Below are 23,007 nucleotides of genomic sequence, written 5' to 3' on the forward strand. Positions count from 1 at the left end.
TATGCGAAATGCCATGATTCCGTCGATCAGACGCCTCACCCCTGCCGATGCGCCAGCGTTCCGCGATATCCGCCTCGAAGGCCTTCAACGTCATCCCGAGTCGTTCGGCGCGGCATACGACGACGAGCGCGCGCAAGCGCTCGACTGGTTCCGCGCACGCATCGCGGACCATGCGGTTTTCGGCGGTTATTCAAGCGACGGCGCGCTTGCCGGCGTGGCCGGGCTTTTGGTGCCCCCTGGCGAGAAGGTCAGACACAAGGGCATTCTCTGGGGCATGTATGTGCGCGAAAGCGCGCGCGGCGCGGGGCTGGCTGCTGCGCTCGTCGATACCGTACTCGCGCATGCGCGCGGCATCGTCGATGAAATCAAGCTCGAAGTGGCGCCGGACAATCTCGCTGCGATCAGGCTGTATCGTGCGGCGGGCTTCGTCGAATACGCACGCGAGCCGCGCGCGCTGAAGATCGATGGCGCGTATCACGACTCGGTCTTCATGACGCTCGTTTTCGGGCGCGCGTCCTAGCGAATAGATCAGGAAGAAGGGAAGCCCAGCATCGTCGCCTTGGCGCGCAGGTCGGCGAAGCGCCCGCCCGGTGTAGGCGTTTGCGATGCGCCCTCCGCGGCCTTCGCCGTCTGCGATTTGTCGACGGTAGAGAGACCCGATCCGGTCGATGGCGTGTTCGAGCATTCGAGGCCGAACGGTCCCTGGGCTACCGTGAGCGCCGGCGCATCGGTGCGCGCCGCGTCGCTCAGGTCGAGCGCATAGGCCATGTTGAAGGTGTTTGGATCGCTTGCGCGCACGCCCAGCGGATCGAGTCCGAAGCGCCACGCGAGCAGTTGATGTATCGAGCTCGGATCGAAGGGATAGCGCGCCACGTTGTTCGCACGCACGCGCGGCCCGAGCAGCATGCAGGGCACGCGAAAGCCGAGGCGGCCGTCGTTGCCGAGCGCCTGTTCCGCCGACGACAGCGACTTCACCGGCGGCGCGACGTGCTCGAAGAAGCCGCCCCATTCGTCGTAGACGATGATCATGAGCGTCGTGCTCCAGTTCGGGCTCGTGCGCAATGCTTCGTAGATTTGCCCGAGCAGCGCCTGGCCGTTGCGCACATCGGCATGCGGATGATCGTCGTTCGAGGTTCCGTTCGCTTCGCCGCCGAAGCTCGGATCGACCATGCAGAACGACGGCAGACTGCCGGCCGCGGCATCGGACAGGAACTCGGAAAACAGCTTCGAGCGGCCGACATAGCGCGTGCCGTAGAGCGCCGTGAACGGCACGTCGTGGAAGTAGTACTTCGACGACACGTTCTTCGCGTCGAGACGGTCCCAGATCGTCGATAGAGACGACGTATCGAGCGTGTCGCTCAGACGATCCGTCTCGCCGCTATGCAGATAGATGCGGTTGGGGAACGTGTCGGAGAGAATGCCGCTCATGTAGTAATCGCAGACCGTGTACTGCGTCGCCGCCTGACGATAGAACTCGAGATCGCTGCCCGTGAAGTAACCGATAGGCAGCAGATCGCCGCGTGTCTTGTTGGTATCGGACGTGAGCAAAAAGCCGTTCATCGCGCCGTTAGCCAGATGCGTGCGGCCCGCGTCGTATTCGTGATCGGGGTCCGCGAACTGACAGCCCTGATAGCCGTAGGCCGCGTTGGCGGACAGCGAGAAGGTCGACTGCACCGCGCCGAATGCATCGGTGAATTGCTTGCCAGCCTGCGCGCCCTCCGCGCCCGGCACCCAGCCGAGCATGTGATCGAAGGAGCGGTTCTCCATCGTGACGAGCACGATGTGATCGATGCCCGAGGTCGCCGGCGCGGGCAACGCCGGACGCGGCAGGTTCGCGCGATCGGGCGGGATCGCGCCGATGGGATTCGTCGGCGTGACGGTGCCCGAGTCGTCGTCGTTGCCGCCGCCGCATGCGGACAGCATCGCCGTGCCGGCGAGCGCGGCAAGCAGACGGCGGCGCACCGCGTCGGGTTCGTTCGAAGGCTTCCGCATGACGGCGCTCCCTGTGAGTGTAGTTATCGAACGCCGTTCGCCGGAGAACGTGGCTGCGCGTCGATACATCGAACGCGAACGGCTTGTGGGTGCCGGGTTATAGCATGCGGCGTTCCCGGCGCCCTTCACTCACATGGCAACGCCTCTATGCGGGCTTCACGACCGAGCTGCTCGCGCCGTCCTTGACGGGCGCATCGAGCGAATACGCGTCGATGCCGTCGATGCAGCCGAGATTGACGCGCCACTCATCCGGATTCGAGCGCGTCTGATGGAACGTGTAAATTCCACAGCGCTTGCAGAAGAAATGCTTCGCGACTTGGGCGTTGAACTGATAGAGCGAGAGTTCGCTCTCGCCCGACAGGATGCGCAGCTTGTCGGCCGTGAACGGCGCGGACATCACCGCGCCGCGCCGGCGGCACAGGCTGCAATTGCAGCGCACGGCCGGCTCGGCCGGCGTCTGAACTTCGAAGGTGACCGCGCCGCAATGGCACGCGCCTTTCAGGATCGTCGGGTTCATCGTGGCTGCTTCTCCTTTGCGGTTTTCCTTCAGGCCGCGTCCTCCACGTATTGCGCGAGTCCGCGTCCGAACGACCAGTCCTCGCGGCGATTCGGCGCCAGCACGATCAGCACGTCTTCGGGCCGCAAGCCGGGCGACGCGGCGAGCCTGGCCGCCAGCGTCCGGTAGAACGCCTTCTTGGTCGACGTGTCGCGCCAGTCGCTCGCGGTGATATGAATGAACACGAGATCGTCGCTTCGTTCGACGCCGAGATAACCGGGATCGTAAATGAAGTCGTCGCGCTCGTGTTCCTGGATCAACTGGAAACGATCGTCGGCGGGGACTTTGAACGCTTCGACGAGCGCTTCGTGCACGCTGTTCGAGATCGCGCGGATATGGTCGCGCGGCTTGCCTTTCACGAGTGAGATTCTGACGAGCGGCATGGAGGATTCTCCTTCGAGATCGAATTCGGTGAACTCGACTCTACGCCGCGCCATCGAGGCTGAACATTGAATTGTTCTGCATCGACCGTTCGACAAAACCGCATCATCGTGCGCGCAGTGCCTCGACGATATTCATCCGCGACGCCCGCATCGCAGGCAGGAATCCGCCGACGAGACCCATCACGAGCGAAAAGCCGAGTGTCTTCGCGACGACCGAAGGCGTCAGCATGAAGCGGAACGACAGATCGGCGAAGGTCTGGAAATTGGTCGTCGAAAAAGAAGCGAATTGCATCAGCGCCGCGCAGCAAAGCCCTGCCACGCCGCCGACCAGACCGATCAGCAGCGCTTCGAGCAAAAACGCCCCGAGCACGTCGAAGCGCTTGAATCCGAGCGCGCGCAAGGTCCCGATTTCCGCGACGCGATTCGCCACCGACGCATACATCGTGATCATCGCGCCGATCATCGCCGCGATCGAAAAGATGATCGACAGCGTGAAGCCGAGAATATTGATGAAGGTCGACAGCGCCTTCGACTGATCGCCGTAGAACACCTGCTCGCGCTTCGCTTCGTCGGCGAGGCGCGGGTCCACGTCGATATCGGCACGGAAGCGCTCGAACGCATCGCTGCGCGCGATACGCACGATCATCGACGAATAGCTCGTGCGCCGGAACGATTGCATCAGTTGATCGACATCGCCCCAGATTTCCGAATCGAAACCGCTGCCGCCCGCGTCGAAATGACCGACGATGGTCCAGTCGCGCTGCGCGAAACGCAAGTGATCGCCGATGCGCGTGCCGCCGAATCCCTTCGCGATGCTGCTGCCCACGACGATCTCCGACGATCCGCGCCGGAACATGCGCCCCGCCGTGAGCTTTACTTGCGGACGCAGTTGCACGCCCATCGGCGAGACGCCGCGAATCACGACATTCGCGGGCGTATTCGTGCCCAGCTTGGTGAGCGAGATCAGCACCACGGTTTCCTTCGATGCGAGCGGTGCGCCGTCGCCGTTCATCGCGACCGAGGGATGCATCTCCATCACGTTCGCCTGATTGCGGTCGATCGCGCTCTGGATCTCCGTTTCAGCGCCCTTGCGGATCACGACGACGTTGTCCGCTTCGCCCGTCGACACGAGCGTTTGCCTGAGGCCGGCGTCGAGCATCAGCACGGTCGCGAACACGAACACGACCAGCGCGAGGCCGCCCGCCGTCAACAGCGTCGTGAGACGGCGTGCCCAGAGATTGCGCGCGACGTAGGAAACGGGAATGGCCATCGCGCGCCCTCAGCCGATCGCCCGCAGGCCTTCGACGATGCGCACGCGGCTCGCCTGCACCGCCGGCGCGATCGCCGCCGCCATCGCGACGGCGAATGCGCACGCGGCCTGCAGGAGCATGGTTTCGCGCGAAACCATGAAGACCGGGAACACGCCGCCCGTCGCGTGCTTGAAGACTTCGGCCATCGGCGGCGTCGCCAGAATGCCGATGCCGCCGCCGATCGCGCAGATCGCCATCGATTCACCGAACACCAGCACGGACAGAAACGCGGGACCGAAGCCGAGCGCCTTCAGGGTCGCGTATTCGGTGATGCGCTCGCGCGCGCTCATCGCCATGGCATTCGCCATCACGGCCATGATGATCAGGATGACTACATAAGACACGACGCGTATCGCCGCGATGATCTGATTCGACATCGCGACGAAACCGAGTTGAAACGCCTGCTCCGTTTCGGTCAGTGTTTCGGCGAGCGAGTTCTTGAACACGTTGTCGATGTTGCGCGAGACGGCGGCGGCTTCGTCCGGATCCTTGATGCCGACCACATACACACCGACCTGATCCACGGTACGTTTGGTCGTCTTGCGGATCGTCTCGTTCAGATAGTCATAGTGAAAAATCAGTTGCCGCGTGATGGTCGATTCGTCGCGGCCTTCCATGATGCCGCGCACGACGAAGTCCCATGTTCCCGGATAGATCGTGCCCTTGAGCGGAATGACATCGCCGACCTTGAAGCCGTATTGATCCGCGAGTTGCCGCCCGATGAGCGCGCCTTTGCGGTCGCGCTGATAATCGGCGCGTTGCTGCCCCGACACGATGAACTCGGGATACAGATCGAGATAATTGTCCGACACGGCGAACTGCGCGAAGAAGTTCTTCGGATCGCGATAGACGCCGCCGAACCAGTTCGAGCGCGCGACGAGCGTGACGCCATCGACGCCGCGGATGCGGTTTTCATACGCGAGCGGCAGCGGAAACACCAGCGAGATCGCGTTGCGCGTGACGAGCCGCGCGTTCGATGCCGCCGCCGCGCCCGCATACCACGCATCGACGACCGTATGCAGCAGGCCGTAAGCGAGCACGGCGATGGTCAGCCCGAGCACCGTCAGGGTGGTGCGCAGCTTGTGCCGCAGCGCGTTGCGCAGGATCAGCTTGAGCACGAACATGATGGCTTAGCGCGTGGTTCCATCGATCAGTTCGCCCTTCTCCAGATGCACCAGCGCCTTCGCCGCGCCGGCCGCGTGCGCGTCGTGCGTCACCATGATGATGGTCTTGCCGAGCCTGTCGTTGAGGCGTTGCAGCATCGCGAGTACATCGGCGGCGGAGTTGCGGTCGAGATCGCCCGTCGGCTCATCGGCGACGATCAGCGTCGGGTCCGTGATCAGCGCCCGTGCGATCGCGACGCGCTGCTGCTGGCCGCCCGACAGTTCCGACGGATAGTGGCTCATGCGATCGGCCATGTTGACCATGTCGAGCACCATCGCGACGCGTTCCTTGCGCTCATGTCGCGTGAGACGCGTGAGCATCAGCGGCAATTCGACGTTCTCGAACGCGGACAACACCGGCATCAGGTTATAAAACTGAAAAATGAAGCCGACGTTCGCCGCACGCCAGTCCGCGAGCGCGGCTTCGGGCAGGCGCGTGATATCCAGGCCGCCGACGCGCAGCTCGCCGCTATCGGGCCGGTCGATGCCCGCGATCAGATTGAGCAGCGTGCTCTTGCCCGATCCCGACGGGCCCATCAACGCGACGAAGTTGCCTTGCGCGATGGACAGCGTGATGTCGGTCAGCACCGGCACCGTCTGCACGCCGCGCCGATACGACTTCGCGACATGGCTGATCTGAACGAGAGGTGTCGTGCTCACGCTATTTCTTCGCCACGGTGACTTTGGCGCCGTCCCTGATCTTGTCGCCGGGAGCGAGCACGAGCACGTCGCCAGGCTTCACGCCCTGCACCGCCAGCAGATCGCCGATGCGCTCGCCGGCCGTCACGGGCACTTCGCGCGCGGTGTCGCGCTCGACCGCGTAGACCACCTTCTTGCCGTCGCGCGTGACGACCGCCGAAGGCTGCACGGCGACGAGCGCCTTCTTCTCTTCGGGCGGCACCGGCTTCGACAGGAACGCGACCTTCGCGGACATGTCGGGCAGCACGCGCGCATCGCGCTCGACGAAGCGCACCTTCACGAGCACGGTGGCTTTGGAGCGATCGACCGTCGGCACGATGCGCGACACGCGGCCGGCGAAGCGCACGTCGGGCAGTGCGTCGAGTTGAATCTCGCACGGCTGCTCGACGGCGATGCGCGAGATGTTCGACTCGGCGACGTCGGCTTCGACTTCGAGCGTTTTCATGTCGGCGATGGTGACGACCGCGCCCTTGCTGTCGGACGCCGACGAGAACGGCGTGATGTTGTCGCCGACGTTCGCGTGCTTCTCGATCACGACGCCATCGAAGGGTGCGCGGATCACGGTTTGATCGACGGCGACTTGCGCCGCTTGCGCATTCGCTTGCGCGGAAACGATCGCGGCTTCGTCGCTGTTGATGGACGCCTTGGCCTTGTCGTAGCGGGCGAGCGCGGCGTCGTATTGCGTCGCCGGAATCGCGCCTTGCGGTGCGAGGATTTTGTAGCGCTGGAGATCGACTTCGGCGTTTTTCAGTTCGGCGCGCTGAAGCTCCAGATTCGCCCGCGCGACCTTGACCTGCGCCTGTGCCTGCGCGAGCGATGCATTGACGTCGTTGCTCTCGAGGCGCGCGATGATCTGGCCTTCCTTCACCGGCGTGCCTTCGAGCACGCCGAGCCATTCGACGCGTCCTTGCCCTTTCGATGCGACCGCTGCCTTGCGCTGCGGCACGACATAGCCGGTGGCGTTCAGCAGCGTATAACCCTGCGACGGATAAACCGATGTAACGGTGGCGGTCTCCACGGCCTGCGGTCCGGTGAGACGAAACGCCACGCCGATGAGCGCGAGCAGAATCGCGACGACGATGACATAACGAAGCCAGTTGCGCCGACGGCGCGGCATCGCGGCGGACGGTCCCCGGTCGATTTTGAGTTTTTCCAGATCGTGTTCGGCCAATTTATTGACTTTGCGCCGCGGCATGGGCCTGCGGATCGGGATACGGTGAAGGGATGGTCAGTATAGCGCCGACATTCGCCGGGTTTATGGAGCCTTTACTTGTCTCCCGGCACCGACACGCCATGCGCCCGCTTCAGATCGTCCGCGATGAAATCGACGAACGCACGAATGCGCGCCGACATTTGATGCCGCCGCGAATACACCGCGTAGATATCCGCATTGGGCGTCTCGTGCTCCGGCAGCACGGGCACGAGGCGGCCATCGGCGAGATAGTCCCTGATGTCCCATTCCGCGCGCATCAGGATGCCGTGCCCTTCCAGCGCCCATTTCACGGCAATCTCGCCATCGTTGGTCGTCAGATTGCCCTTGATGCGCACGGCCTCCGTCTTGCGCGCCGCGCCGCGGCCCGTCGTCAGTCGCCACACGCCGTAGGCTTCGTCACCCTGGCGTATGCCGATGCAGTTGTGCCGCGCCAGTTCATGCGGCGTCGCGGGCATGCCGTGCGACGCGATATACGCGGGCGCCGCGCACAGAAGCCGCCGGTTCGCCGCGAGACGCCGCGCGATCACGCGCGTGTCGGGCGGCTCGCCGAAGCGGATGCAGACGTCGAAGGCGTCGTCGGTGAGCGGTGGCGGCGCGACCGACAATTGAAGCTGCACCGACACTTGCGGATGCCGCACGACAAAGCGCGAGATCGCGGGCGCGACGTGACTGCGCCCGAAGCCGAGCGTCGCGTTCACGCGCAGCAGTCCCTTCGGACTTTTTTTCGCGCTGCCGAGCAACTCGGCCAGCGCGTCGATCTCGTCGAGAATGCGCCGCGCGTGCTTTAGATACAGTTCGCCTTCGGGCGTGAGCATCATCCGCCGCGTCGTGCGGTTGACGAGCGGCACGCCCGCGCGCGCTTCCATCTGCGTGAGACGCTTGCTCACGGCGGCCGCCGTCAGTCCCAGCTCGCGGGCCGCAGCGCTCAGGCTGCCCGACGCGGCGAGCGTCGAAAAGAAGCTCAGATCCGACGGCTGAACGGTCTCCGCCATGACGCTCACTTGTGAATCGAAGTTAAAGATGCTTTGAGTTTAGCACCGGTTCCAGCGCTGAAAGTTGGGTAAAGTGACTACACGCTGAAACGCGCCCGACACATCGAACACGGAGACGAGACATGAAGACCTATCGCATCGCGACCATTCCCGGCGACGGCATCGGCAAGGAGGTCGTTCCCGCCGGTCAGCAGGTGCTCGAAGCGCTGGCACGCAGCACGCAAAATTTTGAATTCCAGTTCGAGAACTTCGATTGGGGCGCGGACTACTTCCGCCAGCACGGCGTGATCATGCCCGCCGATGGCCTCGACGCGATCCGCGACAAGGACGCGATTCTGTTCGGCTCCGCGGGCGATCCGGACGTGCCCGATCACATCACGCTGTGGGGCCTGCGCCTGAAGATTTGCCAGGGCCTCGACCAGTACGCCAACGTGCGCCCGACGCGCATCCTGCCGGGCATCGACGGCCCGCTCAAGCGCTGCAAGCCCGAAGACCTGAACTGGGTGATCGTGCGCGAGAACTCGGAAGGCGAATATTCGGGCGTCGGCGGCCGGGTGCATCAGGGCCATCCGATCGAGGCGGCGACCGATGTATCGATTCTCACGCGCGCCGGCGTCGAACGCATTTTGCGCTTTGCATTCAAACTCGCGCAGTCACGTCCGCGCAAGCTGCTGACCGTGATCACGAAGAGCAACGCGCAGCGTCATGCGATGGTCATGTGGGACGAGATCGCGCTGGAGATCTCGAAGGAATTCCCGGACGTGAAGTGGGACAAGGAACTCGTCGATGCCGCCACGGCGCGCATGGTCAATCGCCCCGCCACGCTCGACACCATCGTCGCGACGAATCTGCACGCCGACATCCTGAGCGATCTGGCTGCCGCGCTGGCGGGCAGCCTCGGCATCGCGCCGACGGGCAACATCGATCCGGAGCGCCGCTATCCGTCGATGTTCGAGCCGATCCACGGCTCCGCGTTCGACATCATGGGCAAGGGCCTCGCCAATCCGATCGGCACGTTCTGGTCCGTCGTGATGCTGCTCGAACATCTCGGCGAATTCGATGCCGCCAGCCGCGTGATGGCCGCGGTCGAAGCGGTCACCGCCGATCCCGCGCTCCACACCGGCGATCTCGGGGGCAAGGCGACGACGGCGCAAGTAACGGCTGCCGTGTGCGCCTTTGTCGCGCGCGTGGAAACGGCTGCGGCGTAACGAATGTGGGCACTGGCGCGCGAACGCGCCGCGCCGGTCGATGCCGCGCATGTCCCTCTCAGGCGCGCGTGCGGCAGGCATCGCGACGGCCGATAAAGGCCGGAGGGTCACGCGGCGGGTGATTACGCCGCCGTCGCGATGCCACGTGCGGCTCGCGGGTCATCGCCTCCAGCCTGCCAGCTCCAGTTCCGCGAGCACGCGTTCCAGCACTTCGTCCCAGTTGTCGCGTTCCGTCTGGTTGAAGATACGCATGTTCGGATACCAAGGCGTGTCTTCACGTCCGCGCATCCAGCGCCAGCAGCCGCGATGCCGGTTCAGCATCCAAACCGGCTTGTCCAACGCGCCCGCGAGATGCGCGACCGACGTATCCACGCAGATCACGAGATCCAGCGATGAAACGAGCGCCGCAGTGTCGGCGAAGTCTTCGATTTCATCCATCCAGTCGACGACATGCATGCGCTGCCGGGGCAGCAGCTTCTTCGCGTCATTCACCGGCTTCTGCAGGCTGATCCAGCGGGCGTGCGGCCATGAGATCAACGTGTCGATCTGCTCCGTGCCGATGCTGCGCCTCGCATCGACGTCCGGGCGAAATCTGCCGCCGGCCCAGGCAAGACCAATGCGCGGCAGCGCCCCGTCACCGAGTTCGACGAGACGCGCCGACCAGCGCCGCACCGCGTGTGCTCGGGCATGGAGATACGGGATCGACGCCGGGACCGAATCGACATCCGTATCGAATGCCAGAGGCATGGACATCAGCGGGCAGAACATGTCCCACTGCTTCAGATCGATGTGTCTCGCGTCGAGATAAAGGAAGTCGCCCGACCGTGCGAACGAGTCCGTGAACAGACGGCGCAACGGCTCGGGGCCCGCAAAGCCAACCTTCGCGAAGCGCTTCATCGCCATCGGGATGTATCGGGAAAACTGTAGCGAATCGCCGAGTCCCTGTTCGTTCAGGATCAGCAGCCGGTCCCGATCGGGACGCACAGGGTCGCCTTTCCATTGCGGAATCGGCAAGTTCGGAGCCGCGGTCTCAGGGCGTCCGGTCTCGTCCTGGAAAGTCGACCATCGATGCTCGAAATGCGGCCATGCGTCCCGGTATCGTCCTGCGGCAAGCAGCGCATGACCGAGATTACTGTGGGCTTCGAGATTGCCCGGTGCGAGGTCCAGTGCGCGACGGAAGTGAGCGATACCCGCGTCGAATTCGCCGAGCGTATTCAGAATTGCGCCGAGATTGTTCTGTGCCCCAGCGTGGTCAGGATCGAGTTCGAGCACTTCCCGATAGGCCGCAGCCGCTTCCTCCAGTCGCCCGTCCAGTTGCAGTGCACGCCCGAGGTTGTAGAGCAGAACCGTTCTGTCGACTTCCGGACGCCATTGCGCCGCGCTCTTCAGACCGGCTCGCGCACTGTCGGCAGCGTCCGCGAATGCGCGCAGCCTCGTTTGAGCAACGCTGAGCGAGTTATAGAAGACCGGGCTGGCCGAGCGCTCGATCGCCTTCAGAATCCAGCGTTCTCCTTCAGCCGCGTCGTCGAGCGCCAGTGCGCAGAGACCACGGAAATGAAGGAGATCCGCATTCTCCGAATCGAAGCTCAGGCATCGTTCGATCCAGTGCACGGCCGTTTGCCACTGTCCATTGTTATAGGCATGGACTGCCTGGCCGTATGCCGAATGAAGCGCTTCCTGCATCGTGCTGCCTTTCCAATTGTTTTCCGAGGCGCGCAACCTCGTCACATCTTTAGGGTTATCGGCCGATTGCGGAATTCTAAAGCGCAGGCATAAGTACCAGTTGATATGAATCGAAAATTCACTGTTTCGCCCCGGTCATCTAAAGGCTGACCCAAAACAATGAAGCGGCGCATGGCCGCTCCGTTTCTCAGCGTCACGAACCGAGCGCCACCCGCTCAGGCTCGTCCGGCTCGAACCAGTCGGGATTGCGTTGCGCGATCGGATGAAGCGACACCAGAATCTCCCGCAGATGCGCGCGCATTGCTTCTTCGGCGCCATCGGGATCGTGCGCCTTCAACGCGCTCACGATGCGCGCATGCTGCTTGATGAGCAGATCGAGCGGCGATACGTCCGGCAGGCTCAAATAGCGCACGCGGTCCATTTGCGCCTTGATGTCCTGGATCGTGTCCCATGCGGCGACGCAATCGATCGATTGCGCGATCTGCATGTGGAATTGCTCATCGAGCGCGAGAAACGCACTCGTGTCGTTCACCTTCGATGCGCTCTTCTGCTCGCGCAGATTCGCCGCGAGATCGTCGAGTTGCGAATCGGTGATGGCGACCGCGGCCTTGCGCGCCACCGCAGTTTCGATCGCCTCGCGAATGAAGCGCCCTTCACGCACCTGCCGCGGCGAAATCTTTTTCACGAACGTGCCGCGCTGCGGCAGCACTTGCAGAACGCCCGCCTCGACGAGCTTGATGAAGGTCTCGCGCACCGGTTGTCGCGAGACTTGAAACATGTCCGATACTTCCTTTTCGGAGAGCGGCGTGCCGGGCACCAGTTGTCCCGCGAAGATCGCCTGACGCAACGCCCGAAAAATCTGCTTGCCGATGGGTTCATGCGAGTCGTGCGAGATCATCGCCGTCAGATCGGGCAGCTCGATCTTCTGCGATGCGAGCGCCCTGCGCACGCGCGCGCGTCGCACTCCATCCGAGCCATTCGACACGATACCGTCTTGCATGATTGAACCTGAATGCTTGTGAGGAGAAGGCGAGGCACGTCTACGCGCCCCGCTCTCCGATACTATCACGCAGCACTCGCCGCGCTTTCGCGCTTCGCGCGCGCTTTAGGCTCGCGAATCCACACCAGCGAGCACAGTGCGCCGAGCACCGCGATCACACCGGCCAGAACGAATGCGCTGCCATAAGCACCGTGCGTCGCCTCGACGATGAAGCCCGTCACCGCCGGTCCGATCACGCCCGCGAGATTCGCGAGCAGATGCACGAAGCCGCCGACGCCGCCGACATTCTCACGACGCACCGTGTCCTGGATCACCGCCCAGTACACCGAGCCCGTCACGTAAAGGAAGAAGATCGTCACGGACATCAGCGCCACCGCACCCTGCGTGCTCTCCACGCGCCCCGCGAACGCGACGCACAACGCGGCCATGCCGAGGCACACCGTCAACACGATCCGACGCGACATCAGCGGCTTGCCGGTGACGCGCAGAATCGCATCGGTGATGAAGCCGCCCGCCGCGAGCCCGATGCTGCCGAGCAGCCACGGAATCACCGTCGCGAAGCTCATGTCGCGCAGCGACATGTGGTGCGCTTCGGTGAGATAGGTCGGGAACCACGAGAGAAAGAAGAAGAGCACGTAGTTGTATGCGAAGAACGCGAATGCCGTGGCGAGGATGATCGGTTGACGCAGATAGAAGCCGAGGTTCGCCTGCTTGCCGTGCGCGCCGTGCTCCATCGATGCCGCGTCCTGCTGGCCGGCGACGATCAGATCGAGTTCGGCCCGTGTCACGCGCGCGTTCTGTTGCGGATGCTCGGTCGTCGAAAGCGTCCACAACACGAGCCACGCGAAGCCGATCATCATGATGATGACGAACGCCCAGCGCCAGCCGAACTGGATCGCCATATAGCCGACGATCGGGCCTGCCAGCGCGCCGCCGAGCGGCGTACCCGAACTGATGACGCCGATCGCGCTCGCCACTTCACGGCGCGGAAACCAGTTGTTCACCATCTTGCTGTTCGACGAACTGAACGGCCCCTCGCCCATGCCGAACAGCACGCGCAGCACGATCAGCGACACGAGGCTGCTCGCGAGCGCGGTCGCGCCGCAAAAGAGCGACCAGATGCCCATCGCGCCGCCGAACACCTTCTTCGCGCCGATCTTGTCTGACAGCACGCCGCCGACGAAATTGAATAATGCATACCCGATAAAAAAGCTGCTGAACACGATGCCCATCTGCGCGTGCGTGAAATGCAGGTCTTTCTGGATGAGCGGTGCGGCGATGGAAAGCGCCGCGCGGTCGAGATAGTTGACGACGCCCGCGAGAAACAGCAGGCCTACGACGAACCATCGCTGACTTTTGATCATGGTGAGTCTCCGATGCACCGCCTCTTCTTGCCTTCCGGCCGGGCGGTTTTATGAATGGTGAATTTTGAATGCCAGTTTCGGGTTGAGCGGTCAGTCGAACTGGAGATGCACCTTCATCGACTGAGTGCGATCCAGCGCGACTTCGAATGCGCGATTCGCTTCGGCAAGCGGAAACGCATGCGTCATCAGCGGGCGAAGGTCGATGCGCTGCGACGCGATCTCGTCGGCGGCCGTCGCGTATTCATCCGTGAAGCGGAACGAACCCTGATAGCGCAACTCCTTCGCCATCACGAGATTCGCGGCAACGGGCGACTGACCCGCCGGCAGATTGCCGAGCTGGATCACCGTGCCGCCGGCGCGTACCGAGCGCAACGCGGTATCGAGGCCGGCGGGGCTGCCCGATGCCTCGATCACCACGTCGAAGGTGCCGCGCTCGCGCGACCATTCATCGATGCGCGCCTGATCGTTCGCGAGCACGGTCTCGTCCGCGCCGAGGGATGCGGCCATCGCGAGGGCTTTGTCCGCGAGATCGAGCGCGACGATACGATGCGCGCCCGCGCGTCGCGCCGCCGCCAGCACGATGCAGCCGATCGGTCCGCAACCGACGAGCAGCATTTTCGCGCCGACGAGCGAGCCGGCGAGCTTCAACGCATGCAGCGCGACGGCAAGCGGTTCGGCCATCGACGCCTGCGCGAAATCGAGGTTGCCCGGCACCGGCACGCATTGCCGCGCGGCGGCCGTGATGTACTGCCGGAACATGCCCTGCATGTGCGGGAAGGTCGACGCGCTGCCCATGAAGCGCATGTTCAGGCAATGGTTCGGCATGCCCTTCACGCAGAAACGGCACGTGCCGCAATTCAGGCCGGGATTGACCGCGACGCGCTGGCCGACTTGCAGGCCGGTCACACCCTCGCCCAACGCGGCAATCTCGCCCGCGACTTCGTGACCGAGCACGAACGGCTCGCGCACGGAGAAATCGCCGCTCTTGCCCTTGAAGTAATACGAGAGATCCGATCCGCAGATGCCGCCCGCGCGCACGCGAATCTGCACCTGACCGGCCTGCGGCTCGGGCGTGTCGATCTCGTCGATGACGAGCTTCTTCGGTTCGTGGAGAACGGCTGCGAGCATGATCGGTGTCCTGGAATCTGCGGTTTGTATGAAGAACTTTGAATGCAATCAGCGGCGTGCGGCGAGCGCCGGCGCGACGTGTGATTCGACGGGCGCCGCTTCAGGCTGTGGCGCGCCCCAGTCGTGCAGATCGCGGCCGAGCCGGACCGGCGCGGTTTCGGGCAACAGCAGAAGCGAAATCGTCGAGACGATGCCGAGCAGCGCCACATAGGCGATGAGCCCGATCGAACTGCCGCCCGTCGCCTGAATCAGCTTCACCGCGACGAGGCCGAGCACGCCGCTGCCGATCAGCGAGCCGATCTGCCAGATGAGCGCAATGCCGCTGCAGCGCACGCGCGCCGGAAAGAGCTCGGGAAAGAGCGACGCTTGGGGCGCATAGCAAAGGCTGTGGCCGATCGTGATCGCGAGAATCATCACGGTCTGGATCGCAAGGCGGCTGCCGCTGTCGATCGCATGAAAGAGCGGCACCACGAGCAGCACATGCAGCACCGCGCCCGCGATGAACGTCGCGCGCCTGCCGATGCGATCCGACAGCGCGCCCGCGAGCGGAATCGCGATCAGTTCCAGCAGAACCGCGACGATGATCGTCTGCAGAAGCAACGCATCGGAGATGCCGTGCGCGCGGCCGTAGGCGAGCACGATCATCGTGTACATCGCGAACGTGCACGCCTCGATCAGCTTCGCGCCGACGCCCTTCGCGATCGTCGCGCCGTGCTGCTTCACCACTTCGACCACGGGCCGCGACTCGACCGCCTTGGTCTCGCGGATCGCCGCGAACACGGGCGACTCCTCGGTACGAAGACGGATATAGAGACCGACCACGACCAGCACGATGCTGCCGAGAAACGGCAGGCGCCAGCCCCAGTCCATCAGTTGCTCGTGCGTGAGCATCCCGGTCAGCACGGCGAAGATGCCGGACGGAATCAGAAAGCCCGCGGGCGCGCCGAGTTGCACCAGGCTCGCGAAGAAGCCGCGTTCGCGCGGCGGCGCATATTCGGCGGTGAGCAACACCGCGCCCGCCTGTTCGCCGCCGACGCCAAAGCCTTGCAACACGCGGATCAGTACGAGCGCCGCCGGCGCCCAGATGCCGATCTGCGAATAGTCCGGCAAGAGACCGATAGCGAACGTGCCCAGTCCGACGATCAGGATCGTGACGATGAGCGCCTTCTTGCGGCCGATCTTGTCGCCGAAATGACCGAACACGATGCCGCCGATCGGCCGCGCGACGAAGCCGACCGCATAGGTGGCGAACGCGGCCAGCGTGCCGATCAGCGGATCGTGGCTCGGGAAGAACTTCGCGCCGAACACGAGCACCGCCGCCGTGCCGTAGACGAAGAAGTCGTAATACTCCGCCGCGGTGCCGATGGTCGATGCCGCCGCCACGCGGCGCAGCATCGCGCGGGTTTCTCTGTTTGCCATGTCTCTCTCCGGTATCTTGTGTTTTGAATGCGTAGAACCAAACGCGATCACCAGTTCCAGAGCGTGCCGTCTTCGAGGCGCGCCACCGGCAGGTACGCCGGGTCGTACGGATACTTCGCGGCGAGCTTCTCGTCGATGTCCACGCCGTGCCCCGGCGCTTCGCCCGGATGCATCATGCCGCGATCGAACGACCACGCATGCGGGAACACGTCGAGCGCTTCCTTCGGAAAGCCCATGTACTCCTGCACGCCGAAGTTGGGCACCCACAGGTCGAAGTGCAGCGCCGCGCCCATGCAGACCGGAGACAGATCGGACGGACCATGACAACCGGTGCGCACGTGATACAGCGAAGCGAAATCCGCGATGCGCTTCAGATGCGTGATGCCGCCCGCATGCGTGAGCGTCGCGCGGATGTAGTCGATCAGTTGCTCCTCGATCAACTGCTTGCAGTCCCAGATGCTGTTGAAGACTTCGCCCACGGCGATCGGCGTCACGGTGTGCTCGCGGATCAGGCGGAATCCGGCCTGATTCTCGGCGGGCGTCGGATCTTCCATCCAGAACAGCCGATACGGTTCGACGGATTTGCCGAGCCGGGCAGCTTCGATCGGCGTGAGACGGTGATGCACGTCGTGCAGCAAATGCGTATCGAAGCCGAACTTGTCGCGCACGGCTTCGAAAAGTTTCGGCACGAAATCCAGATACTTTTCGGAGGACCAGCTCTGCTCTTCCACCGCCCCCTTCGTCGCCGGCTCGTACATGCCGTTGCCTTTCGCGACGCCGTAGACCGAACGCATGTTCGGCACGCCGCACTGGATGCGGATCGCCTTGTAGCCCTCTTCGATATGTTCGGCATAGCGGTCGAGCGCTTCGGGAATATCGCGACCGGTGGCGTGTCCATAGACCATCACGCCTTCGCGCGACGCACCGCCCAGCAGCTTGTACAGCGGCATGTTCGCGGCCTTGCCGAGGATGTCCCAGAGCGCCATGTCGACGGCGGCGATCGCGGTCATCGTGACCGGACCGCGTCGCCAGTACGCGCCCTTATAGAGAAACTGCCAGGTGTCTTCGATGCGGCCCGCATCGCGCCCGATCAGCAGCGGGCACACGTGGTCCTTCAAATACGATGCGACGGCCAGCTCCCGGCCATTGAGCGTCGCATCGCCGATGCCGTAGATGCCCTCGTCCGTTTCCACCTTCAGCGTGACGAAGTTGCGGCCGGGGCACGTCACGATCACGTCGGCGCGGATGATTTTCATAGGGATTTCCTTGAATAGGCATTCGATGTTGCGGATACTACCATACCAGTATGTTACACAGTCAACCGCGGGTTTTCCCCATTCTGAATTCAAAATGCCATCGAAAATGACTGACAAATCAATACTTTCGCGTAGCTCACTGCACGCTCTCGAAGCGCATTGCCTGTCGCCGGCGTGGCGCGAACCGGCCATCGGCATCGTGCATCTGGGAATTGGCAACTTTCATCGCGCCCATGAAGCGCTCTATACGGAAGAGGCGATGCTCGCCCGGCCGGGCGACTGGGGCATCTGCGGCGTGACGCTGCAGGGCGATGTCGGCAAGCGCGATGCGTTGATGGCGCAAGACGGGCTCTATAGCGTCGTGGAACGCGGGCCGGGCGGCGTGCGCGTGAAGGTCGTGCGCGCATTGCACGAAGTGCTGGCGATGCCCTTCGATCGAGTGCGTCTCTTCGAACTTTTGGCCGACGAACGCGTGCGCATCGTATCGCTGACGGTCACGGAAAAGGGCTACTGCCGCGACCCGCAAACGGGCGACGCAGATTTCGCGCATCCGGGCGTGGCGCAAGATCTCGCGCATCCGGACGAGCCGTCCACCGTGCCGGGCATCCTCTGCGCCGCGCTGAGGGCGCGCCGTGAAACGGGCAAGGCGCCCTTCACCGTGCTTTCGTGCGACAACCTCTCGCACAACGGCGATGCGCTGCGTCAGGCGGTATGCTCGTTCGCGCGCAAACTCGACCCGGCGCTCGCGGCGTGGATCGAGACGCAGGTCGCGTTCCCGTCGACGATGGTGGACCGCATCGTTCCCGCCACTACCGACGCGGACCGTGAAGCCGCGCAAGCGGCGCTGAACCTGCGCGACGAAGTCCCCGTGCCATGCGAGCCGTTTCGGCAGTGGGTCATCGAGGACCGGTTCCCTGCCGGACGCCCCGCATGGGAAATGGCCGGCGCACAGCTCGTCGACGATGTCGCGCCTTTCGAGATCGCGAAGCTGCGCATGTTGAATGCAACGCACTCGACGCTCGCCTATCTCTCGATGCTGGCGGGCTTCGAGACCATCAGCGACGCGATCGGCCACGCGCCGCTGAAGTCGCTGATCCATACGATGATGACCCGCGAAATAGCGCCGACGCTCGCCGTTCCGGCATCGTTCGATCTCGCCGCCTACCGCGACGCGCTGCTCGATCGCTATGCGAACCCGGCGTTAAAGCACCGCTGCGCCCAGATCGCGATGGACGGCAGCCAGAAGATGCCGCCGCGCATCTTGTCGACCATCCAGGCACGGCTCGATGCGGGTCAGCCGATCGAGCGGCTCGCGCTCGCGGTGGCGGCGTGGTTCACGTTCCTGCGCGGCCGCGCGGACGACGGCGCGCGCTATCCGATCAGCGATCCGCTGGCCGCACCTCTCACGAAAGCGGCACAAGACGCGGACACGCCGGAACGCCTCGTCGCCGCGCTCCTCGACATGAACGATGTTTTCCCTGCATCGCTGGCACGCGATGCGATTCTTCGCGACGCGCTCGTGCGCGCCGCGACGAAACTGCAGAACGGTGCACTCACGGCAATCGACGACTACGCGCGGATGGATTGAATTCATCATTACGCATGCAAGATGCCGATCCGCGCGCTTCGTTTTAAGATAGCCACTTCCTTCATGACCGGGCTTGACGCGCCAGGAGTGGCCGGTGGATTCATCGAAACGTGGACGCAGCATCGCGCTATGTGTCGCCTGCGTGTTGTCGTGGGGATCGACGCCCGCTTTCGCGGCCGCACCGCAGCGTGATCATGCGGCGAGCGCTGTCGAAGTCGCGAGCGGCGCGACCGCGCAAGGCATCATGTCCGTGACTGCGCTTCCGCCGAACTTCACCGGCGACGATCCGGAACATGTCCGCGACGCGCTCGCGGGTCATCCCGCACCGGGACAACCCGCATCGATCACGAGCCGCGTGCGGGCGTTTCTTTCACGTCCGTTCGACAAGGCGCCGCGCGGCGCGAGCCAGCCGCTTGCGCAAACGGATCGTACGTTCACGTTCGTCATTCCGGTTTCGTATGGCGTGCGTTATCTGTCGAAGAAGAAGGTACTGACGGTGAATGTCTCGCTGGCGGCGCCTGGCAATCCCGACGCCATTCTGCTCAGGGAGACGGTGAAGGGACAAAGCGGCCGCAAGCTCGTCGTCGCGCCCGAAGCCAAGGAAAAGGGTTTTGTTCAGACCTTCGATATCATCCAGTTGAAGCCGCGAGACGGCATCAGGACCACCGTAACCGGACGCACGATGCTCCCGGGTTTCGGTCACGAGCATGGCAACGGCGATTTCGCGATCGTGCTCATCTGCACGCTCGCGCCGCCCTATCTGTCCGACGACATCGAACACAGCGCGCCGACCGACGAAGAACCCACGGACATCACGCGCCGAACATCGACGCTCAATGGAAATGTCGACGCCGCGTGGCTCGTCGATCGCAAGGAAGGCACGATCATCACGAAGCGGCTGCGCCTCGTGAAATAACTGGTGTTGCGGATTCGTTCGATCGATACCCGATGTCCATCAGATGCGCGCCAGATGCAAATCAACTCTTAAAATACGGAGTTTTCGACGCAAAGCGGGGTTGCGCCGCACATGTTTGTTTGCCGATCGTGCGGACATGGCGCCACGCGGAGAACCTGAATGCCCGCCAGATTGAAGGCCGTTCGCAAAACCGGACGCATGGTCAGCCGCCGGCTGATGCGACGCAACAACACCGCCGCGATGCGTTTCGCCGAAGCGTTTTCGCGGTTTCCGGCGCTCGCCGGACTCATCGGCACTGTCATTGCCCTGTCCATGGCCGTGCTGTCGTTTGCCGCGCTGTGGCAAGGGCGCGCGCAGGCCTTGCAGAACGCCCATCAGGCGGCGGCCAATCTCGTCGCCACCTTGAGCGCCGATATCGCGCGCAACGTCGAATCGAGTGACCTGTCGCTGCGCACCATCGCCAGTGGCGTCGAAAACCCCGCCGTGATGGCGCTGCCTCCCGATCTGCGCAAGCTCGTTCTCTTCGATGGCGCCACCGGCATGAACGCGGTCGGCGGCGCGTTCGTGATGAATCGCGAAGGACGCATCGTCGTGGAACGCGATCCTTCCGCGCACGTCGACCTGCTCTTCGACGATCGCGACTACTTCAGGATTCACGCCGAGCACCCCGACGCCGGCCTCTATATTTCCGGCCCCTACCTGTCGCGCTTGCGCAAGGGCTCGGCCTCGCTCGCGATGAGCCGGCGCATCAATGCACCGGATGGCTCGTTTGCAGGCGTCGCCGTGATCGCGTTGAACGTCTCCTACTTCAAGAACCTGCTTTCGCGCGTAAATGTCGGCCACTCGGGCTCGGTATTCATAGTGCAGCAGGACGGCGTGATGATCGCGCGCAAGCCCGCGCTGCCATCGGATGAAGCGGGATACGTCGCGAAGTCACCCACGTTCGCCGCGATGACAAACGCGCCCTCGGGCTCCTATATCTCACGGTCTCCGCTCGATGGCGTCCGGCGGCTCTATACCTTCCAGCACGTGCCGGGCACGCAACTGATCGCAGCGGTCGCGCCCGCCGAGGATGACGTGCTCGCTGCCTGGCGCGAGCGCAGCATCGTCATCGGCGGGCTCACGATGATGTTCGGCGCGGGCTTTGTCGTGATCTCGTGGCTACTGGCGATGTCGCTTCGATCGCGGGCGATCGCGCAGGAGAAGTTGCAGCGGCTCGCCGGCACCGATTCCCTCACCGGCCTGTGCAACCGTCGCGCACTGGACCGCCGGCTCGACGAAGAATGGCGACGCGCCCGACGCACCGATCAGCCGCTGTCGGCACTCTTCGTCGATGTCGATTACTTCAAGCTCTATAACGATACCTACGGTCATGCGATGGGCGACGATGCGCTCATCGCCGTGGCCGACTGCATACAGAATTCCGCGAAGCGGCCCGGCGATATCGTCGCGCGTTACGGCGGTGAGGAATTCGTGGTGGTGCTGCCGGGCGCCGCGGCAAGCGGCGCGCTCATGTTCGCGGAGCGTCTGCGTATGATTGTGGAACAACTCGCCATCCCCAACAGCGCAGCGCCCAGGGGCGTTCTTACGATCAGCATCGGCATCGCTACCGCCTCGCCGCGCCAAAGCGACGACGCGCTCAAGCTCCTCCACAGCGCAGACGGCGCGCTGTATCTCGCCAAACGCACGGGCCGCAATCGCGCGATACACGAAGACAGGGCCGCCGCCGGCGGCATCTGAAGCGACGCGTGCGAGGCCGGGCGTATCATGCATTGTGAATACAATCGTGCGCTTTGAATGACGCATCCGAAATGCGGATACTGCCGATACAACGGAGAAAAACCGATGACCGCCTCGACCGCCGTATTCGCGATTCTGTTCTCGCTGCTGCTGGGTGCGATGATTCCCGGTCCGAGCTTCGTGATCGTGGCTCGCAACTCGATCGGCATTTCCCGCGCCGATGGTCTCGCGACCGCCCTTGGCATGGGCGTCGGTGGCATCTTTTTCGGCGGCATCGCGCTCGCCGGGCTCTATACGCTGCTCGTCGCGGTGGAGTGGCTGTACGTCGCGCTGAAGGTCGCGGGTGGTCTGTATCTCATCTATGTCGCGTCGAAGATCTGGCGCGGCGCCGCACAGCCGATGCAGGTGCCCACCCGGACCGATGCCCCCGCGCCCGCCGCTAGCGCGCGCAAGTCCTTCTGGCTCGGCCTCTCGACGCAGCTGAGCAATCCGAAAACCGCCATCTGGTACGGCAGCATCTTCGCCGCGCTCCTGCCGCAACATCCCCCGCTGTGGTGCTACGTCGTGTTGCCGCCGATGGTCTTCGCAATCGAGACGGGCTGGTACACCATCGTCGCGCTGGGCTTTTCGAGCAGACGCCCCCGCGAGATGTATCTGCGCGCGAGGAAGTGGATCGACCGCGTCGCGGCAAGCGTGATCGCGGTGCTCGGCCTGCGACTCGTGCTCACGGCGGGCCGAACCGGCCTGTAATTCCGCATTCAAAACGCGTAACGCTAAGCGCCATCTGACATTTCGAATGCAGAAGGCAAAGGGCCGGGCGCGCAGCCCGGCGCGTCCGGCCCTTCCTGGCGGCTACACTCTACAGGCTACAGGCGGCAGCGACGCATGCGCATCAAAGCGGATGCAGATTGCCGTCGAGGTCCATCGTCCACTTCGAGCCGTCCTTGAACGTCAGAACGCCGCTCTGAGCGTCGATGTGAATGGGCCTACCGGCCGGCTCGTTATTATCGCCCCCGACGATGCGGGACATCTCGGAAGAGGACAGCTCTTGGGCATGTTGCAGATCATCGACCTTCAGGTTCGTCATGGCGCTTCTCCTTGCGATACGTGAGCGAGAGTTCGCTTGATTCGAATCGAGCGTCTGTCGGCGCTCACCCGGTCTTTTGCATTGGGTATGCCAATGCGCCGCGCGTAATGCCTCGATGCCCGCAGCGGCTTATGCCGCGGGCGTGCCGCGCGAAAACGCACGCGCTCAATCGGTATCGCGAGTCAGACGAGGCCCAACACGACATTCGCGGCCTGTCGCCGTCACGACGACACATCGCATCCTTTCGTTTCGCCAACACACGAAATCGATCGCGCCAATTGGCGCAGGACTTGCTTTTATCCGCACTCAG

Annotated in this window: 21 protein-coding genes; 6 read left to right on the plus strand and 15 right to left on the minus strand. The window is 63.8% G+C overall.

Going from position 1 to position 23,007, the window contains the following annotated elements; genetic code table 11:
• The first annotated feature begins 13 nt into the window (after positions 1-13).
• Positions 14-520, plus strand: coding sequence for a GNAT family N-acetyltransferase (locus U4Y90_RS22590; RefSeq protein ID WP_321797880.1), 507 nt, complete (start codon positions 14-16; stop codon positions 518-520).
• A gap of 8 nt (positions 521-528) precedes the next feature.
• On the opposite strand, the gene U4Y90_RS22595 is transcribed toward U4Y90_RS22590, so the two are convergent.
• The 8 genes from U4Y90_RS22595 to U4Y90_RS22630 all read right to left on the minus strand — a co-directional run bounded on the left by U4Y90_RS22595 (position 529) and on the right by U4Y90_RS22630 (position 8,308).
• Positions 529-1,992 (minus strand): alkaline phosphatase family protein, encoded by a 1,464-nt coding sequence (locus U4Y90_RS22595; RefSeq protein ID WP_321797881.1) that lies wholly within the window; start codon positions 1,990-1,992, stop codon positions 529-531.
• Between the two features lie 145 nt (positions 1,993-2,137).
• Positions 2,138-2,509, minus strand: a complete 372-nt coding sequence (locus U4Y90_RS22600; RefSeq protein ID WP_321797882.1) for a GFA family protein — start codon at positions 2,507-2,509, stop codon at positions 2,138-2,140.
• A gap of 29 nt (positions 2,510-2,538) precedes the next feature.
• Positions 2,539-2,931: a tautomerase family protein gene (locus U4Y90_RS22605; RefSeq protein ID WP_321797884.1), complete on the minus strand. Its 393-nt coding sequence runs from the start codon at positions 2,929-2,931 to the stop codon at positions 2,539-2,541.
• A 103-nt stretch (positions 2,932-3,034) separates the two neighbouring features.
• Positions 3,035-4,201: an ABC transporter permease gene (locus tag U4Y90_RS22610; protein WP_321797886.1), complete on the minus strand. Its 1,167-nt coding sequence runs from the start codon at positions 4,199-4,201 to the stop codon at positions 3,035-3,037.
• A 9-nt stretch (positions 4,202-4,210) separates the two neighbouring features.
• On the minus strand, positions 4,211-5,365 hold the full coding sequence (locus U4Y90_RS22615) for an ABC transporter permease (RefSeq protein ID WP_321797887.1): 1,155 nt from the start codon (positions 5,363-5,365) through the stop codon (positions 4,211-4,213).
• A gap of 6 nt (positions 5,366-5,371) precedes the next feature.
• Complete coding sequence (locus U4Y90_RS22620) at positions 5,372-6,064, minus strand: ABC transporter ATP-binding protein (protein ID WP_321797889.1); 693 nt, start codon at positions 6,062-6,064, stop codon at positions 5,372-5,374.
• A 1-nt stretch (position 6,065) separates the two neighbouring features.
• A complete protein-coding gene (locus U4Y90_RS22625; protein ID WP_321797891.1) occupies positions 6,066-7,274 on the minus strand; it encodes an efflux RND transporter periplasmic adaptor subunit in 1,209 nt (402 codons plus the stop codon).
• A gap of 95 nt (positions 7,275-7,369) precedes the next feature.
• The gene (locus U4Y90_RS22630; RefSeq protein WP_321797892.1) at positions 7,370-8,308 is read right to left on the minus strand and encodes a LysR substrate-binding domain-containing protein; all 939 of its coding nucleotides are present in this window, start codon (positions 8,306-8,308) and stop codon (positions 7,370-7,372) included.
• Positions 8,309-8,430: 122 nt separating this feature from the next.
• Here U4Y90_RS22630 and U4Y90_RS22635 point away from each other — a divergent pair, with 122 nt between their 5' ends.
• Positions 8,431-9,516, plus strand: a complete 1,086-nt coding sequence (locus tag U4Y90_RS22635; RefSeq protein ID WP_321797894.1) for a tartrate dehydrogenase — start codon at positions 8,431-8,433, stop codon at positions 9,514-9,516.
• Between the two features lie 159 nt (positions 9,517-9,675).
• On the opposite strand, the gene U4Y90_RS22640 is transcribed toward U4Y90_RS22635, so the two are convergent.
• The 6 genes from U4Y90_RS22640 to manD all read right to left on the minus strand — a co-directional run bounded on the left by U4Y90_RS22640 (position 9,676) and on the right by manD (position 17,366).
• Positions 9,676-11,199 (minus strand): tetratricopeptide repeat protein, encoded by a 1,524-nt coding sequence (locus U4Y90_RS22640; RefSeq protein ID WP_321797895.1) that lies wholly within the window; start codon positions 11,197-11,199, stop codon positions 9,676-9,678.
• A 193-nt stretch (positions 11,200-11,392) separates the two neighbouring features.
• A complete protein-coding gene (locus U4Y90_RS22645; protein WP_321797896.1) occupies positions 11,393-12,199 on the minus strand; it encodes a GntR family transcriptional regulator in 807 nt (268 codons plus the stop codon).
• A gap of 65 nt (positions 12,200-12,264) precedes the next feature.
• Entirely contained in the window at positions 12,265-13,563 is a 1,299-nt protein-coding gene (locus U4Y90_RS22650; protein ID WP_321797897.1) for an MFS transporter, read from the minus strand.
• Positions 13,564-13,653: 90 nt separating this feature from the next.
• Positions 13,654-14,691 (minus strand): L-idonate 5-dehydrogenase, encoded by a 1,038-nt coding sequence (locus U4Y90_RS22655; RefSeq protein ID WP_321797899.1) that lies wholly within the window; start codon positions 14,689-14,691, stop codon positions 13,654-13,656.
• A gap of 48 nt (positions 14,692-14,739) precedes the next feature.
• Complete coding sequence (locus tag U4Y90_RS22660; protein WP_321797901.1) at positions 14,740-16,110, minus strand: MFS transporter; 1,371 nt, start codon at positions 16,108-16,110, stop codon at positions 14,740-14,742.
• Positions 16,111-16,157: 47 nt separating this feature from the next.
• The gene (gene manD / locus U4Y90_RS22665; RefSeq protein WP_321797902.1) at positions 16,158-17,366 is read right to left on the minus strand and encodes a D-mannonate dehydratase ManD; all 1,209 of its coding nucleotides are present in this window, start codon (positions 17,364-17,366) and stop codon (positions 16,158-16,160) included.
• Between the two features lie 106 nt (positions 17,367-17,472).
• Here manD and U4Y90_RS22670 point away from each other — a divergent pair, with 106 nt between their 5' ends.
• From U4Y90_RS22670 to U4Y90_RS22685, 4 genes are all read left to right on the plus strand, one after another.
• A complete protein-coding gene (locus tag U4Y90_RS22670) occupies positions 17,473-18,954 on the plus strand; it encodes a mannitol dehydrogenase family protein (protein ID WP_321797903.1) in 1,482 nt (493 codons plus the stop codon).
• A 94-nt stretch (positions 18,955-19,048) separates the two neighbouring features.
• Positions 19,049-19,870 carry a hypothetical protein gene (locus tag U4Y90_RS22675; protein ID WP_321797904.1) on the plus strand — a complete coding sequence of 274 codons (822 nt, stop codon included), beginning with the start codon at positions 19,049-19,051 and terminating at the stop codon, positions 19,868-19,870.
• A gap of 216 nt (positions 19,871-20,086) precedes the next feature.
• Positions 20,087-21,610 carry a diguanylate cyclase gene (locus U4Y90_RS22680; protein ID WP_415749404.1) on the plus strand — a complete coding sequence of 508 codons (1,524 nt, stop codon included), beginning with the start codon at positions 20,087-20,089 and terminating at the stop codon, positions 21,608-21,610.
• 105 nt (positions 21,611-21,715) lie between these two features.
• On the plus strand, positions 21,716-22,360 hold the full coding sequence (locus U4Y90_RS22685; RefSeq protein WP_321797906.1) for a LysE family translocator: 645 nt from the start codon (positions 21,716-21,718) through the stop codon (positions 22,358-22,360).
• 142 nt (positions 22,361-22,502) lie between these two features.
• Here the strand turns inward: U4Y90_RS22685 and U4Y90_RS22690 are convergent, their stop codons facing one another.
• Entirely contained in the window at positions 22,503-22,697 is a 195-nt protein-coding gene (locus U4Y90_RS22690; RefSeq protein ID WP_321797907.1) for a hypothetical protein, read from the minus strand.
• Positions 22,698-23,007 lie beyond the last annotated feature (310 nt).

The sequence above is a fragment of the Caballeronia sp. J97 genome, from assembly GCF_905220305.1.
Classification (GTDB): domain Bacteria; phylum Pseudomonadota; class Gammaproteobacteria; order Burkholderiales; family Burkholderiaceae; genus Caballeronia.

Excerpts from the sequence above, each read along its gene's own strand:
- U4Y90_RS22630 (WP_321797892.1), bottom strand. The coding sequence starts at position 8,308 with ATGGCGGAGACCGTTCAGCCGTCGGATCTGAGCTTCTTTTCGACGCTC.
- U4Y90_RS22650 (WP_321797897.1), bottom strand. The coding sequence starts at position 13,563 with ATGATCAAAAGTCAGCGATGGTTCGTCGTAGGCCTGCTGTTTCTCGCG.
- U4Y90_RS22635 (WP_321797894.1), top strand. The coding sequence starts at position 8,431 with ATGAAGACCTATCGCATCGCGACCATTCCCGGCGACGGCATCGGCAAG.
- U4Y90_RS22615 (WP_321797887.1), bottom strand. The coding sequence starts at position 5,365 with ATGTTCGTGCTCAAGCTGATCCTGCGCAACGCGCTGCGGCACAAGCTG.
- U4Y90_RS22600 (WP_321797882.1), bottom strand. The coding sequence starts at position 2,509 with ATGAACCCGACGATCCTGAAAGGCGCGTGCCATTGCGGCGCGGTCACC.
- U4Y90_RS22690 (WP_321797907.1), bottom strand. The coding sequence starts at position 22,697 with ATGACGAACCTGAAGGTCGATGATCTGCAACATGCCCAAGAGCTGTCC.
- U4Y90_RS22680 (WP_415749404.1), top strand. The coding sequence starts at position 20,087 with ATGCGACGCAACAACACCGCCGCGATGCGTTTCGCCGAAGCGTTTTCG.
- U4Y90_RS22660 (WP_321797901.1), bottom strand. The coding sequence starts at position 16,110 with ATGGCAAACAGAGAAACCCGCGCGATGCTGCGCCGCGTGGCGGCGGCA.
- U4Y90_RS22590 (WP_321797880.1), top strand. The coding sequence starts at position 14 with ATGATTCCGTCGATCAGACGCCTCACCCCTGCCGATGCGCCAGCGTTC.
- U4Y90_RS22670 (WP_321797903.1), top strand. The coding sequence starts at position 17,473 with ATGACTGACAAATCAATACTTTCGCGTAGCTCACTGCACGCTCTCGAA.
- U4Y90_RS22595 (WP_321797881.1), bottom strand. The coding sequence starts at position 1,992 with ATGCGGAAGCCTTCGAACGAACCCGACGCGGTGCGCCGCCGTCTGCTT.
- U4Y90_RS22640 (WP_321797895.1), bottom strand. The coding sequence starts at position 11,199 with ATGCAGGAAGCGCTTCATTCGGCATACGGCCAGGCAGTCCATGCCTAT.
- U4Y90_RS22605 (WP_321797884.1), bottom strand. The coding sequence starts at position 2,931 with ATGCCGCTCGTCAGAATCTCACTCGTGAAAGGCAAGCCGCGCGACCAT.
- U4Y90_RS22610 (WP_321797886.1), bottom strand. The coding sequence starts at position 4,201 with ATGGCCATTCCCGTTTCCTACGTCGCGCGCAATCTCTGGGCACGCCGT.
- U4Y90_RS22655 (WP_321797899.1), bottom strand. The coding sequence starts at position 14,691 with ATGCTCGCAGCCGTTCTCCACGAACCGAAGAAGCTCGTCATCGACGAG.
- U4Y90_RS22645 (WP_321797896.1), bottom strand. The coding sequence starts at position 12,199 with ATGCAAGACGGTATCGTGTCGAATGGCTCGGATGGAGTGCGACGCGCG.
- U4Y90_RS22685 (WP_321797906.1), top strand. The coding sequence starts at position 21,716 with ATGACCGCCTCGACCGCCGTATTCGCGATTCTGTTCTCGCTGCTGCTG.
- manD (WP_321797902.1), bottom strand. The coding sequence starts at position 17,366 with ATGAAAATCATCCGCGCCGACGTGATCGTGACGTGCCCCGGCCGCAAC.